Annotated in this window: 15 protein-coding genes; 13 read left to right on the top strand and 2 right to left on the bottom strand. The window is 71.4% G+C overall.

The annotated features are described in order from the left end of the window. The first annotated feature begins 56 nt into the window (after positions 1-56). The 10 genes from BLR90_RS14935 (at position 57) to BLR90_RS14890 (ending at position 9,480) form a co-directional block, all read left to right on the top strand. A complete protein-coding gene (locus BLR90_RS14935) occupies positions 57-995 on the top strand; it encodes a sensor histidine kinase (protein WP_091026021.1) in 939 nt (312 codons plus the stop codon). A 58-nt stretch (positions 996-1,053) separates the two neighbouring features. After that, the gene (locus BLR90_RS14930; RefSeq protein WP_091026020.1) at positions 1,054-1,350 is read left to right on the top strand and encodes a hypothetical protein; all 297 of its coding nucleotides are present in this window, start codon (positions 1,054-1,056) and stop codon (positions 1,348-1,350) included. A 40-nt stretch (positions 1,351-1,390) separates the two neighbouring features. Continuing rightward, the gene (locus BLR90_RS14925) at positions 1,391-2,431 is read left to right on the top strand and encodes an NAD(P)H-binding protein (protein ID WP_218029395.1); all 1,041 of its coding nucleotides are present in this window, start codon (positions 1,391-1,393) and stop codon (positions 2,429-2,431) included. 808 nt (positions 2,432-3,239) lie between these two features. Further along, the gene (locus BLR90_RS14920; RefSeq protein ID WP_170254292.1) at positions 3,240-4,637 is read left to right on the top strand and encodes an MBL fold metallo-hydrolase RNA specificity domain-containing protein; all 1,398 of its coding nucleotides are present in this window, start codon (positions 3,240-3,242) and stop codon (positions 4,635-4,637) included. Positions 4,638-4,665: 28 nt separating this feature from the next. Then, complete coding sequence (locus tag BLR90_RS14915; RefSeq protein WP_091026018.1) at positions 4,666-6,078, top strand: DUF4389 domain-containing protein; 1,413 nt, start codon at positions 4,666-4,668, stop codon at positions 6,076-6,078. Beyond that, complete coding sequence (locus BLR90_RS14910) at positions 6,075-6,683, top strand: hypothetical protein (RefSeq protein WP_143016228.1); 609 nt, start codon at positions 6,075-6,077, stop codon at positions 6,681-6,683. The genes BLR90_RS14915 and BLR90_RS14910 overlap by 4 nt, the downstream gene beginning before the upstream one ends. Before the next feature lie 67 nt (positions 6,684-6,750). Beyond that, positions 6,751-7,104 carry a thioredoxin gene (gene trxA / locus BLR90_RS14905; protein WP_091026017.1) on the top strand — a complete coding sequence of 118 codons (354 nt, stop codon included), beginning with the start codon at positions 6,751-6,753 and terminating at the stop codon, positions 7,102-7,104. Beyond that, entirely contained in the window at positions 7,101-7,469 is a 369-nt protein-coding gene (locus tag BLR90_RS14900; protein ID WP_091026016.1) for a carboxymuconolactone decarboxylase family protein, read from the top strand. The genes trxA and BLR90_RS14900 overlap by 4 nt, the downstream gene beginning before the upstream one ends. A 98-nt stretch (positions 7,470-7,567) precedes the next feature. After that, a complete protein-coding gene (locus tag BLR90_RS14895; RefSeq protein WP_091026015.1) occupies positions 7,568-8,005 on the top strand; it encodes a pyridoxamine 5'-phosphate oxidase family protein in 438 nt (145 codons plus the stop codon). Positions 8,006-8,055: 50 nt separating this feature from the next. Next, a complete protein-coding gene (locus BLR90_RS14890; RefSeq protein ID WP_091026014.1) occupies positions 8,056-9,480 on the top strand; it encodes a serine/threonine-protein kinase in 1,425 nt (474 codons plus the stop codon). Between the two features lie 11 nt (positions 9,481-9,491). Here BLR90_RS14890 and BLR90_RS14885 read toward each other — a convergent pair whose 3' ends face one another. Then, positions 9,492-10,433, bottom strand: coding sequence for a helix-turn-helix transcriptional regulator (locus BLR90_RS14885; protein ID WP_091026013.1), 942 nt, complete (start codon positions 10,431-10,433; stop codon positions 9,492-9,494). Between the two features lie 95 nt (positions 10,434-10,528). On the opposite strand from BLR90_RS14885, the gene BLR90_RS14880 reads away from it, so the two are divergent. The 3 genes from BLR90_RS14880 to BLR90_RS14870 all read left to right on the top strand — a co-directional run bounded on the left by BLR90_RS14880 (position 10,529) and on the right by BLR90_RS14870 (position 12,585). After that, positions 10,529-10,978, top strand: a complete 450-nt coding sequence (locus BLR90_RS14880; RefSeq protein WP_091026012.1) for a VOC family protein — start codon at positions 10,529-10,531, stop codon at positions 10,976-10,978. Positions 10,979-11,009: 31 nt separating this feature from the next. Beyond that, on the top strand, positions 11,010-11,597 hold the full coding sequence (locus tag BLR90_RS14875) for a TetR/AcrR family transcriptional regulator (protein WP_091026011.1): 588 nt from the start codon (positions 11,010-11,012) through the stop codon (positions 11,595-11,597). A gap of 100 nt (positions 11,598-11,697) precedes the next feature. Next, positions 11,698-12,585: an alpha/beta fold hydrolase gene (locus tag BLR90_RS14870; protein ID WP_091026010.1), complete on the top strand. Its 888-nt coding sequence runs from the start codon at positions 11,698-11,700 to the stop codon at positions 12,583-12,585. A gap of 37 nt (positions 12,586-12,622) precedes the next feature. Here the strand turns inward: BLR90_RS14870 and BLR90_RS14865 are convergent, their stop codons facing one another. Then, entirely contained in the window at positions 12,623-13,510 is an 888-nt protein-coding gene (locus BLR90_RS14865; RefSeq protein ID WP_091026009.1) for an IclR family transcriptional regulator, read from the bottom strand. Positions 13,511-13,529 lie beyond the last annotated feature (19 nt).

Here is a 13,529-nt window from a genome sequence, read left to right as displayed (position 1 = left end):
ATCCTCGTCGTGCACCGGGGGGCTGCACTCACTCTCAACCGCACCACGGGGGACCAGTGACGCGCGCCGACAGCGACGCCGCCGCATTTCGCGCGCGCCAGCATGGCCCCGACGGGTGGCTGCTCCTGGACTCCCAGCTCGACGAGGTGGCCGTAGCCGGGGCCGAGGCGGCGCTTGACTCGGGCCGCCACCTGCGCGAGCACGAGGTCGAGGTCGTCGACTCCTCCGGCGGCACCCGGATCGTGTTGATGTCGTCCGTGGACATGCCCGACGACGGCGAGGGGCGCTCCGTGCTCGTCGTCCGCGACATCACGCTGGAGCGAGAGATGCGCACCGAGCTGGCGGCCTTCGCCGGCGTGGTCGCCCACGACCTGCGCAACCCGCTGGCCGGCATCGACGGCTGGACCGAGCTGGTCGAGGACCAGCTCGACTCGGGGGATCAGATCGACCACGACCTGCTGCGGGAGTGCGTCAGCAAGGTCCGGGCTTCGTCGCGGCGGATGCGCGACCTGATCGGCAGCCTCCTGCAGCACGCCACCAGCACCAACCGAAGTCTGGAGCCGACCACGGTCGACCTCGAGGCGCTGGTCGCCGAGGTCGTGGCCGGCCATGCGGCGGGGGCGCTCGTGAGGTTCAACCCGCTGCCGCAGGTCCACGCCGACGAGATGCTGCTGGGCCAGGTGCTCGACAATTTGATCGGCAACGCCCTGAAGTACGTCGTACCGGGGGAGCGGCCGCAGGTGACGGTCTCGGCTCGCGCGGTCTCGTCGGACCGGGTGGCGGTGGCCGTGGCCGACCGCGGGATCGGGCTGCCGGAGGGCGAGCACAAGGCGGTCTTCGAGGAGTTCCACCGCGCGCACCGTGAGTACGACGGCAGCGGCCTCGGGCTGGCGATCTGTCGCCGGATCGTGCGGCGTCACGGCGGCACGATCGTGGCGCGGGACAACCCCGACGGGGCCGGGTCGGTCTTCGAGTTCACGATCCCCACCGCCTGAACCCGCCCGTACCCGAGAGAGTCGAACAGGTGTTCGAAGCCTGTGAGACGATCGGTCCATGGCGGGCGGGATGAACAAGCGGGGGAGCCGGATCGCGCTGGCCGACCGGGTCCGCGACGGCCAGCCGGTGGCCTCGACCGCTCCGGCCCGCTCGGCTGACGTCTGCCCGGCGCGGCACTGCTGGGTCGCCGACGCTGTGGACCGCTACGGCGTGAAGCGCCCGGGGCTGCTGGCGGAGTGGCGCCAGGGTCCGGACGGTTGGGAGGGGCGCGTCGTCTACGCCGCGCAGCTGCGGCCCGGTGAGTGGCAGCTCGTGGAGGAGTGGCTGCCCGCCGACCTGCTGACCCCCCTGTGACCTGCCCGTTTCCGCGGACGCCGCAGGGGTACCTCCGCATGTGAAGATCTTGGTGACCGGTGCCACCGGCTACGTCGGTGGGCGGCTGGTGCCCGTGCTGCTCGAGCGCGGCTACGACGTACGCACGACCACGAGCGACCCGGACCGTCAGCAGCCGTGGTGGGGAGACCGTGTCGAGACCGTGGTCATGGACGCGCTCGACCCGGACCAGGTCGCGGCCGCCTGCGACGGTGTCGACGCGATCTACTACCTGATCCACGGGATGGGCGGCGACGACTTCGCCGAGACCGATCGTGCCGCCGCCACCAGCTTCGCGGACGCCGTACGCCGCCACAGCGTCGGCCGGATCGTCTACCTCGCGGGGCTGGTCCCCGACGCCCCCGACGACGAGCTCTCGGATCACATCAGGTCGCGCCGCGAGGTCGAGCGGATCCTCAGCGGCACGCCCGCGACGGTCGTCGTCCTGCGCGCCGCCGTGCTGCTGGGCAGCGGGTCCACCTCGTTTGAGATCATCCGCCAGGTCAGCAAGCGGATGCCGGTGCACACCGTGCCCACCTGGATGAACTCCCTCGTACAGCCGATCGCAGTCGTCGACGTGCTCGAGGCGCTGATCGGGGCGCTCGCGTATGCCGGTCCCTCCCGTCACTTCGACCTGGGCGGTCCCGACCGGCTGCGCTACGGCGCGCTGCTCGCCGCCTACACCTCGCACGCCGGGCTCGCGCGTCCTCAGGTCGAGGTGCCGCTGCTCCCGACCGGCCTCGTGGGCACGCTGGTCGGGAGCCTGACCGACGTGCCGCGGCCCACGGTCGAGGCGCTGGTGGAGAGCCTCCATCACGACATGGTCGTCGCCGACGCCGCCTCCCATGCCGAGGCGCAGCTCGTTCTCCTGCCCGATGGGCACCAGCTGGTGGGGCTCGACGAGGCGTTCCGGCGTGCGCTCGCGCCGAGCACGTCCGGGCCCGAGGAGGCGGACCCGATGGGACCGCTACCGCAGGACCCGGTCTGGGCCAGCGGTGGCGACGACCGGCCGGCGATGGCCAGGGCGATCGACGCCGTCAGGGGCCTGCTGCCCGACTCGTGACGAGAGGCCGGAAATAGACCGAACCGCTGGCGTCTCGGGTCACCAGCGGTTCGGTGAGACAACCCTAGCCAAGGCCGGCTCGGACGCGCAGCAAGTCTCGAAAACTGGGGAGAAATCTCAGGATCTCGACCCAAAGGCTTGGCGTCGGCGGTCTCGCACCGAGGTGCAGTCCTCCCGATCGGGCTGCGTAAGCCCTACCTGGCTGAGACCGCCGACACCTCAGTTCTACCGCATCCGACGTGACCTGGACCTCATCCGAGAAGGTGATTGTCAGGGACCCGGAGGAATTCCTACCCGGGGTTTGGGAGCCCGATGAGGGGGAATGGTCGTAAACATCGGAGACCACCGGCCCGCCTTCTAGCACTAGGCGGAGCGGTGGTCTCGGTCTTATGCGACGCTGAGTGCGGGTGTTCCGATGATCACCCGACCCGTCCGATACGACTAAACAGACGGTACGTCAGCAGCCGGGAGCTGAGTAGGTTTCCGTGAATCTTTCTCAAGATCACATGCTACGAAACGCCCGCCGCAGCGGGCCCAAAGGCCCTACCGGCGCCCCCTCCCGAGGAGCAACCTGACAGTGCGGAGTTCTTCTCCGCGGTGGTAGCGAAGGGAGGCGATCCCGTGACCAGCACCGGGGTCCAGACCTCACGCGCCACGCGCCGTACGTCGGTACGGCCCCACGGACTCCCTGCCCCATGAGGGCCCGTCATGGCGACGAGGAGCAGCGCCGGGTCGGCCTCCCAACGGCCTCACGCAGGCCAGGAGGACCGACCCGGTCGCAGGGTGTCCAGCACTCGAGGAGGGCATGATGAAGACGTCTGAGGCAAGCCCGGTCCTGACGTTCCTGGGAGCGACCGGCACCGTCACCGGCAGCCGCTTCCACGTCGAGGTCGCCGACCAGGGGATCCTGGTGGATGCCGGCCTCTACCAGGGCGTGGCCTCCCTGCGGCGCCGCAACTGGGAGGAGCCGGACCTCTCCCCGAAGGACCTCGCGGCAGTCGTCCTGACGCATGCGCACCTCGACCACTGCGGCTACCTGCCCCGTCTGGTCCGCGACGGGTTCACCGGCCGCGTCGTGTGCACGCGCGAGACCGCCCAGCTGGCGACGATCGTGCTCCGCGACAGCGCCCACCTCCAGGAGGAGGACGCGCGCTACGCCAACCAGGCGGGCTACTCCAAGCACCACCCGGCCCTGCCGCTCTACGCGACCGAGGACGTCGAGCGGACGCTGCCGCTGCTGGAGCCCGTGACCTACGGCGTCCGGACCCAGCTGGCCGACGACCTCGCCGTCACCCTCCAACCGGCCGGGCACATCCTCGGCTCGTCGGTGGCCCTGGTCGAGGCCGGACACACCCGCACCGTGTTCAGCGGTGACCTGGGCCGGCCGTCCCACCCGCTCCTCGCGCCGCCGCTCCCGCCGCCCGCCGCCGACGTGATGGTGGTGGAGTCGACGTACGGCGACCGCAGCCACCCCGAGCCGGACCCCGATGTGCTGGCCGACGTCGTACGACGCACGGCCGCCCGCGGCGGGAGCGTGCTGATCCCGGCGTTCGCGGTCGACCGCACCGAGCTGGTGCTGCTCGAGCTGCGGCGCCTGCTGGAGGCCGGCCAGATCCCGGAGCTCCCGATCTTCGTGGACAGCCCGATGGCCCTGGCCGCCCTCGACGTCTACCGCCACGCCATGGGCCGCCCGTCGCCCCAGCTCCGGCCGGGTGCCGGTGCGCGCCTGGCCGAGGCGGTCGACGGGCTCGACGTACACGCGGTGGCGGAGGCCTCCGGGTCGCAGCTGCTCAACGAGCCGACGTTCCCGTGCATCATCGTCTCCGCGTCCGGGATGGGCACCGGCGGCCGCGTCGTGCACCACCTCGCCCACCAGCTGCCCGACCAGCGCAACAGCGTCGTGCTCACCGGCTACCAGGCCGAGGGGACGCGCGGGCGCCAGCTCGCAGACGGGGCCACGCACGTGAAGGTGCACGGGCGCTACGTCCCGGTGCGCGCCGAGGTCGTCACCGTCTCGGACTTCTCGGTCCACGCCGACGCCGGCGAGATGCTCGCGTGGCTCGCCTCGGCCCCCGAGCCGCCGCGGACCGTGTACGTCGTGCACGGCGAGGCGGCTTCCTCGCGCCAGCTCGCGACCCGGATCGAGGACGAGCTCGGCTGGTGCGCCGTCGTACCCCGTCTCGGGGAGCGCGTGCGTCTCGACTAGCCGTTCGGAAAGGTCAGGAGGACCAACGATGAGTGCCAATGCCTACCCGGTCCGTGTGGACGCGACGTTGGACGAGGGCCTCAGCAGATGGCTGTGGCTCTTCAAGTGGTTCCTGGCGATCCCGCACTACCTGGTGCTGGTGCTGCTGTGGCCGGTGTTCGCCATCCTGAGCGTGGTGGCGCTGGTCGCCATCCTGTTCACCGGGCGCTACCCGCGCGGGATCTTCGACTTCAACGTCGGGGTGCTGCGCTGGACCTGGCGCGTGGGCTACTACGCCTACAGCGCCCTCGGCACCGACCACTACCCGCCGTTCAGCCTCCAGGACCGGCCGGACTTCCCGGCCCACCTCGAGGTCGCCCACCCCGAGCACCTCTCGCGCGGCCTGGTGCTGGTGAAGTGGTGGCTGCTGGCGATCCCGCACTATCTGGTGATCGGGCTTCTCGCCGGCGGCGGCTGGTACCTCTCGACCGCCGCGTCCGACGGCTGGGGTCCGGGCACCTGGCACGGCGGCCTGATCGACCTGCTGGTGCTGGTGGCCGCGGTGGTGCTGCTCGTGACCGGCACCTACCCGCGTGCGATCTTCGACCTGGTCCTCGGCCTCAACCGCTGGGTGCTGCGCGTCGCGGCCTACGCGGCGCTGATGACCGACGACTACCCGCCGTTCCGCCTCGACCTGGGTGGTGACGACCCCGGCTCGGTGCTGCTCGCCGAGGGGCCCGTGGCGCCGGCACCCGCCCCGCCGAGCCCTCCCGCCAGCACGCGTGAGTGGGGCGCCGGCCGGCTGCTCGCCGTGATCGTCGCCGGCATGATGCTGCTGACAGCGGCCGGGCTGCTCGTGTCCGGCCTGCTGTTCCGCGTGGCCGACAGTGCCGCGCGCGACGCCGACGGCTACCTCACGACGTCCGCGATGCACCTCCAGTCGCCCGGCTACGCGCTGACCTCCGAGGAGCTCTCGATCCAGGGGGAGGGGACCGGTGTGGAGCTGCCGCAGCGGCTGCTGGGCACCGTCAAGGTCGAGGCGATCGGTCTCACCGGCAATGGCGTCTTCGTCGGGATCGGCCACAGCGACGACGTCGCCGACTACCTCGACGGTGTCGCGACCTCCGTGGTCGTCGACCCGGCAGGTGAGGACGGGGACAGCCCTGAGTACGAGTTCACCGACGGTGGCTCGCCGCGGGCCGCGCCGTACGACGAGACCTTCTGGGTCGCCTCGGCCACCGGTGACGGACAGCAGACCATCACCTGGGAGCCCGGCGAGGGCGACTGGACGCTCGTCGTGATGAACGGCGAGGGCACTACGCCCGTCGACAGCGAGGTGGAGATCGGCGCGACCGTCCCGGTCCTCGACAACGTGGCCTACGGGCTGCTGATCGGCGGCGTCGTCCTGCTCCTTGCTGGCGGCCTGGTGCTCTGGCTGGCCGTGCGGTCGCCGCGGCCGTGAGTGACCCGATCGGGGCGAGCGTCGAGCTCTACTGGCTGCCCCTGGGCGCCGGCGGGCACTCGGTGCGCTGGAACGGACGGGTCTTCGAGGCGGTCGCCGCTCGGGTGGCGCACCGCCCGGCCCGCGACCTCTACCACTCGGCGCTCGTGGTCACGGTCGACGGCAGCGAGCACACGATCGAGATGGGGCCGGTCTGGCAACCCGGTACGTCGGGCCGTGGCGTCGTGGCCGAGGGGCCGGTGGGCGCGCGCTGGCTGGGGCGCTCGGCACTGTTCCGCTACGAGATCCGCTGCTGGCGCGGGGGAGTCATCCCCGACCTCGCCGAGGCGGTGGCGAGCCCCCAGCTGCTGAGCGAGGACGCCGAGACCGTCCGGCGCCTGCTGGCGCTCGTGCCGCAGGTGCCGGCCCTCACCTGGGGGAGGGACCCCGGCGGCGTGGGTGACATGTGGAACTCCAACTCGCTGGTCAGCTGGCTGCTCGTCGCCGGCGGCCTCGGCCTGGGCGGCGTCCGCCTGCCCGACTGCGGTCGGGCGCCCGGCTGGGACGCGGGTGTCGTGCTCGCGGACCGTCGTACGAGAAGTGGGGCGGTCGCGGGAATGCCATAACCCCCCGGGGGGTTATGCTGATATCGCCTGGGGAGGACGCCCCGGGCCCATCCGAGGAGAGGAACCCATGTCCACACTCACGCTCACCGCCGACAACTTCCAGGAGACGATCGAGAAGAACCCGATCGTGCTGGTCGACTTCTGGGCGTCGTGGTGCGGCCCGTGCCGCCAGTTCGCGCCCGTCTTCGAGGCCGCGGCCGCCGCGCACCCCGACGTCGTCTTCGGCAAGGTCGACACTGAGGCGCAGCAGCAGCTCGCCGCCGCCGCGCAGATCACGTCGATCCCGACGCTGATGGCGTTCAAGGGCGGCCAGCTCGTCTTCTCCCAGCCCGGCGCCCTCCCGGCCGCCGCTCTGGAGCAGGTCATCACCGCGGTGGTCGACCTGGACGTCGAGGCCGCGCGGGTCGGGAGCGACTCATGAGCGAGGCCGGGCACGAGCACGGCGCCGGCGTCCTGGACGCCCTCGCACCCCTGCACCGCGCGCTGCGCCGTGCGGTTCCCGACGTCTACAAGGGCTTCGGCGAGCTGCACAAGGCGGCGTTCCAGCCGGGCGAGCTCGACGTCAAGACCAAGGAGCTGATCGCTCTCGCCATCGGCGTGGTCGAGGGTTGCGACGGCTGCATCGCCTCGCACGCCCAGGCGGCGGTGCGCGCCGGGGCCACTCCGCAGGAGGCGGCCGAGGCGATCGGCGTGACGTTCCTGATGAAGGGCGGACCGGCGACCATCTACGGCCCCCGCGCCTACGCGGCCGTCTGTGAGTTCGCAGAGGGGGCTGCTGGCGGGTGAATGACAGGACCTAGGACCCTGATGGACCAGACCGCCGCTGCCTAGCGTTGTGTCACGGGGCCTCGGCAAGCGAACCCCCCCAATCCGTGGGAGCCACCATGACTGAGCAGTCCGACGACCCGGTCCAGGAGCTCACCGTCGAGCAGTGTTGGCAGCTACTCGGTGACGAGGAGTTCGGCCGGCTGGCCTACCGACTGGTCGACGAGGTCCACATCGTGCCGATCAACTACCTGGTCGACAACCGCTGCCTGCTCTTCCGCACGGCCTCGGGCAACAAGCTGCTCGCCGCCGCGCTGCACAGCGACGTCGCGTTCGAGATCGACTGGCGCGACGAACACTCCGCCTGGTCGGTCGTCGCGCGCGGCTCCCTGCGGCGCCTCGGCGAGGACGAGCAGCACCGGCTGGACAACCTGCCGCAGCAGCCCTGGGTCGACACCCCCAAGTACGACGTCGTCGAGCTGACCCCCGACGAGGTCACCGGGCGCAGCTTCCAGCTGCACCGCACCTCGGTCCCTCACGAGGCGCCGAGCTCCTGACCTCGCTCGGCTAGGTGGGTACTGACCCCCCGTCCTGGGTAGTGGGCCTCATGGACTCTCCAGGAACAACCCTGCCCACGGAGCCCATCGGCGGTCGCTACCGCGTCGAGCGGGAGGTGGGCCGCGGCGGCATGGGCAGCGTGTGGCTGGCCCAGGACGAACGCCTCGGCCGGCCCGTCGCCGTCAAGCGCGTCGGCCGGCTGCCCGGGGAGTCGCTGCCCCACCTGGCCCGCGCCATGCGCGAGGCCCGCTCCTCGGCCGCCCTCAACCACCCCAACGTGGTCTCGGTGTACGACGCCGTGGAGGAGGGCGAGCACCTCTGGCTGGTGATGGAGTACGTGCCCGGCCGCACCCTCGCCGAGCTCGTCGCCGCCGAGGGCGCCCTCGCCCCCGAGCGGGTCGCCCGGATCGGCGCCCAGGTCGCCGAGGGGCTCGCCGCGGCCCACGCCCTCGGCACCGTCCACCGCGACGTGAAGCCCGGCAACGTGCTCGTCGGCGACGACGACGCCGCCAAGATAAGCGACTTCGGCATCGCCCGCAGCGCCGGCGACGACAAGCTCACCCAGACCGGCCTGATGACCGGTACCCCGGCGTACTTCGCCCCCGAGCTGGCTCGCGGCAACGACGCCACCCCCGCCTCCGACGTGTGGGGGCTCGGAGCCACGCTGTACGCCGCCGTCGAGGGCCACTCGCCCTACCCCTCCGCGAGCAACCCGCTCGCTCTCATGGCCCGGATCGCCCACGAGGAGCCCCCGCTCCCGCAGACCGCCGGCCCGCTGCGCCAGCCGATCTCGCGGATGATGGACGTCGACCCGGCCGCTCGCCCGACCATGGCCGAGTGCGCCGACGTCCTGCGGCGCGCCGCCGCCGGCCCCACCACCACGGCCGCCCGTCCCGCCCTGGCGCCCGACACCGAGCCCGAGGTCCAGCCGGCACCGCCCGTGGACCAGCCGCGCCGTCGCCGCAGCCCGTTGCTCATCGCCGGGGTGCTGGCCCTGCTCCTGCTCGTCGCTGGCATCGGCTTCCTGCTGCTCCAGGGCCGCGAGGACGGCGACCCGAGCGCCGCGACCGACGAACCGTCGACGAGCAAGTCCCCGAAGCAGTCGCAGTCCGTGGAGACCACCCCCGAGCAGACCCCGGAGGAGACGCCCGAGGAGACGACCGCCCCGCCGGTCTCCTCGGACGCCACGACGTTCGCGGAGGACTACTACTCGCTGCTACCGGACGACACCAACGCATCCTGGAAGCTCCTGACGAAGGACTACCAGAAGGAGATGGGGCGCGGCTCCTACGAAGGCTTCTGGAACAGCATCGACGACGTCACCTTCGACGACGCCGAGGAGGTCGAGCCCGGCGTCGTCGACGTCACGATCACCTACCTCACCGACGGCTCCGAGGAGACCGAGGTACGTCGCCTCTACCTCGAGGAGGACGACGGAGAGCTGCTCATCGCTGCCGACGAAGTCGTGGGATGACTTCGTCATCCTCACGCGTAGCGGGCGGCGAGCTCCGTACCGATACGCCCGAGTTGGTCTCGCACGGCGTCCGGCTCCAGCACCTCGACGTCGCCGCCCCAACCGGCGAGCGTGCGCGCGATGTCGAGCGGCGTGGGTGCCCCGACCCGCACCCGTGACCGGCCGTCGGCCCGGTCCTCCTCGACGTGGCAGTGGCGCCCGAAGTGGTCGCGCAGGATGCGCACGAAGCGAGTCTCGATGAGCAGCGTCGCCCAGGTCTGCGACCGGCGCTGCTCGACCTCGCCGACCACCTCGGCCCAGGCCTCCTCCAGCTCGAAGTCGTCCGGCCGCTCGAACTGCTCGTCGGTCGGCTCCGCCGTGACCACCCGGTCGAGTCGGAAGGTACGACGGCCGCGGTCGGTGCCGGCGACGAGGTACCAGACCTCGTCCTTGTCGACGAGCCCCCACGGCTCGACCAGCCGCTCGGACTCCTCGCGCCCCACGCCCGCGTACACCAGCCGCACCCGTGTCCGCCGTACGACGCACTCCTGGAGGAGGTCGACCAGCGGCGACCGCGGGCGGTCGCGCTCGCCCCAGCGTGTGGCGTCGATCATGGTCGCTCCGGCCGCAGCCTCCGCGTCGGCGCGGAAGGTCACCGGCAGCGCGCGGACCAGCTTGCGCAGCGCGGACTTGGCCTCGACCGACACCGCGGCGGCCGGCCCGACCAGCAGGAAGAGCGCCTGCGCCTCGGGCGCCGAGAGCCCGCTGAGGTCGGTGCGCGCCCCGCCGACCAAGGCCCAGCCGCCACCCCGGCCAGCCTGTGGGTAGACGGGGATGCCTGCGGACGATATCGCCTCGAGGTCGCGGCGTGCCGTAGCCACCGACACCTCCAGCTCGTCGGCGAGCTCGGCCGCAGTCAGCCGGCCCCTGGACTGCAGGAGCAGCAGGGCGGCCACCAGTCGGTCTGCACGCATGCCGCGATGTTGCCAGACAAAGTGCTCAGAAGGTGAGCACTTAACGCGGAAGAGTGGGTCTCACCAACCACTGAAAGCACCGAAGGAGACACCCGATGTTGCGAGGACTCACCACCGTCAGCTTCTACGCCGACGACCTGGACGAGGCGGCCGCCTGGTACACCGAGCTGCTCGGCATCGCGCCCTACTACCGCCACGAGGTCGGGGGAGTGCCGGCGTACGTCGAGTTCCGGATCGGCGACTTCCTCCACGAGCTCGGCTTCATCAACCGGGCGTACGCCCCTCCCGGCATCGGCGAGGGCAACGACCGCGCCACGACCTACTGGGCCGTCGACGACGTCCACGCCGCCTACCAGCGGCTGCTGGACCTCGGCGCCACGTCGTACCAGGAGCCGATCGAGCGCGGTCCCGGCTTCGTCACGGCGTCGGTGCGCGACCCCTTCGGCAACGTCCTGGGCGTCATGTTCAACCAGCACTACCTCGACACCGTCGCGTCCGTCGGGGCAGCCACCCCGCTCACCGAGGCTGTCTCAGGCATCCGTTGACAGGAAACGAACGAGCGTGCGATTCTTGGTCGTGAGCAAGGGCCAAGACACCAAGACGGCGATCCTCGACGAGGCCGTGGGGCTGGCGTCGCGGGTGGGGTTCAACGCGCTCACGATCGGGCAGCTTGCCGAGTCGACCGGGATGAGCAAGAGCGGGCTGTTCGCGCACTTCAAGTCCAAGGAGGCGCTTCAGCTCGAGACTCTGGAGCGGGGGCGTGAGCGGTTCACCGACCTGGTGATCCGCCCGACGCTGGCCGCGCCGCGCGGCATCGCGCGTGTCCGTGCGCTCACCGACAACTGGCTGGTCTGGGAGACCGGCGCGCTCCAGGGGGGGTGCGTCTTCGTTGCCGGGTCCATCGAGTTCGACGACCAGCCCGGCGCGATGCGCGATGCGCTGGTGCGCAACCAGCGGGACTGGGCGGAGTTCATCGAGACGGTCGCCCGCACCGCTGTCAGCGAAGGCGACTTCCACTCGGATCTGGACGTCGAGCAGTTCGCGTTCAGGCTCCAGGGCCTGCTCTACGCCTTCCACCACATGGTGCGGCTGCTTCGTGATCCGAAGGCTCCCCACCACCTCCGGGCCGGCCTTGACCAGCTGGTCGAGTCCGCCAGAGCCTGAACGACTTCGAGGCCGGGCACCAGCTCGGCCTCCGCCGAAAAAGGAGAGAACCTTGAACTGGGACAGGAAAAGCACGATCGTTCGTGCTCAAAATCGAGCGATGGGCGTCTACTTCCGCTACGCCGAGCACACGCTTCCCGGTCCGGCGGGGCGACTCGCGCGAGACCTGTGGTTCGCGGCGCCGCCCCGGATGGCCGGGCTGCCGGCACCCGAGGGCGGAGAGCCGTTCGAGGTCGAGGTGCAAGGACACATCGTGCGCGGGATCGTCTGGAGCGACGTTCCCGACCCGGCCGCACCACCGCGGACGGTCTACCTGATGCACGGCTGGGGTGGGCGCGGCTCGCAGTTCGGTGCCATGGTCGAGCCGCTCCTGAGGTCAGGTCGTCGCGTGGTCATGCTCGACGCACCGGCGCACGGCGACTCCGACCACGGCCCCGCGGGCCCACGGCGTACGAACGGCCTGGAGTTCGCGAAGGCGCTGGACGCGGTGTTCTGCAGGTTCGGTCCGGCGGACGCCGTGGTCGCGCACTCCCTCGGCACCATCGCGACCTACCTGGCGCTGCGGTTCGGCTGGCTCGGCACGAAGAGGCTGGTCTTCATCGCGCCCATGGTCGAGTCGCAGACATTGTTCGACCAGTTCGAGGGCGCTCTCGGCTTCGGCAAGCGCACCCGGCGAGCCTTCGACCGCTCGGTCCTCGAGTGGGTGGGAATCCCGGTGGCCGAGTTCGACGCACGCTTCCAGGCAGCACAGGTCGAACCGGTTCCCACCTTGGTCATCACGGACCGAGGCGACCGCCAGACGCCGTACGACGACGTCGTCGACTTCGCTTGGTCGGTCCAGGCGCCGCTGGTCACGACCGAGGGCCTGGGGCACCGCAAGATCCTCCGCGACCCCGATGTCGTCGCGTGCGTCGTCGACTTCGTCTCGGGTCGAGCGGCCACGGGCGGCCAGGTCTCGGTCATTCGCGACGGGTCGTCGGTCGCCTGAGCCCTGACCCGGTCATGGCGGGGACATCCTGACCGGGTCAGTCGGCCACGCGACGCGGCGGTGCTCCGAGCTCGGTGGACAGGGCGGCGGCGCACCGGGTGACGTAGATCCCGAGGTCCTCGAGGCGGGTGCCGAGGCGCGCCTTCGGAGCGCTCACGTTGAGGGCGGCGACGACGGCACCTGTGGCATCGCGCACGGGGGCCGAGGCGGCGACCACGCCGGCCTCGAGCTCGGCCTCCGACGTCGCGAAGCCGCGTCGACGAATGCGGCCGAGCTCGCTGTGGAGCGTCTCGAGGTCCTGGACCACCACCTGGTCGAGCATCGGTTCGGTGAGGAGGGAGAAGGCGCCTGGTGCCGGCGACTCCTGCGGATGGACCAGCGCGGCGTCGTGCCCGTGCATCTTGTACCAGGTCTCCACCGAGGCCCGGTCCCAGTCGCTGATCAGCACCCGACCGGACGGGGTGCGCCACGCCGCAGTCGTGGTCCCCGCCCAGCTCGTCGTGCCGACGACGTGTGAGCTCAGCTCGCTGGCCAGCGTCAGCACGTTGCCTCCGCGCAGCACGCACAGATGGGTGGTCTCCCGGGTGGTCGCGGCGATCTGGCGAAGGATCGGCCGGGCGCGCTGGACCATCGACGCCTCCGACGTGCGCGCCGCCAGGGCGTAGAGGCGGGAGCCGAGTCGATAGGTGAGCCGGTCGGCGTCCCGGTCGACCAGCCCGGCATCGGCCAGGGTGGCCAGTGCGCGCGAGATGGTCGCCTTGTCGCGTCCGAGCGCCTCCGCGATCTGCAGGACTCGTAGTCCGTCCTGGTGGGCGGCTTCCGGACCGGAAAGCAGGTCCAGGATCTCGACGTCTCGCGAGAGCCCCGAGGAGTTGCGCCGCCCGGTCGGGGCGTCGCGCAGCGGGCGGCCAGGGGGTGGGAGCATGCGAGGACGTTAGATGGTT

Source organism: Nocardioides szechwanensis (assembly GCF_900103935.1).
GTDB lineage: Bacteria > Actinomycetota > Actinomycetes > Propionibacteriales > Nocardioidaceae > Nocardioides > Nocardioides szechwanensis.
The sequence above is the reverse complement of the archived record's forward strand: the minus strand, read 5'-3'. Positions and strand labels throughout refer to the sequence as shown.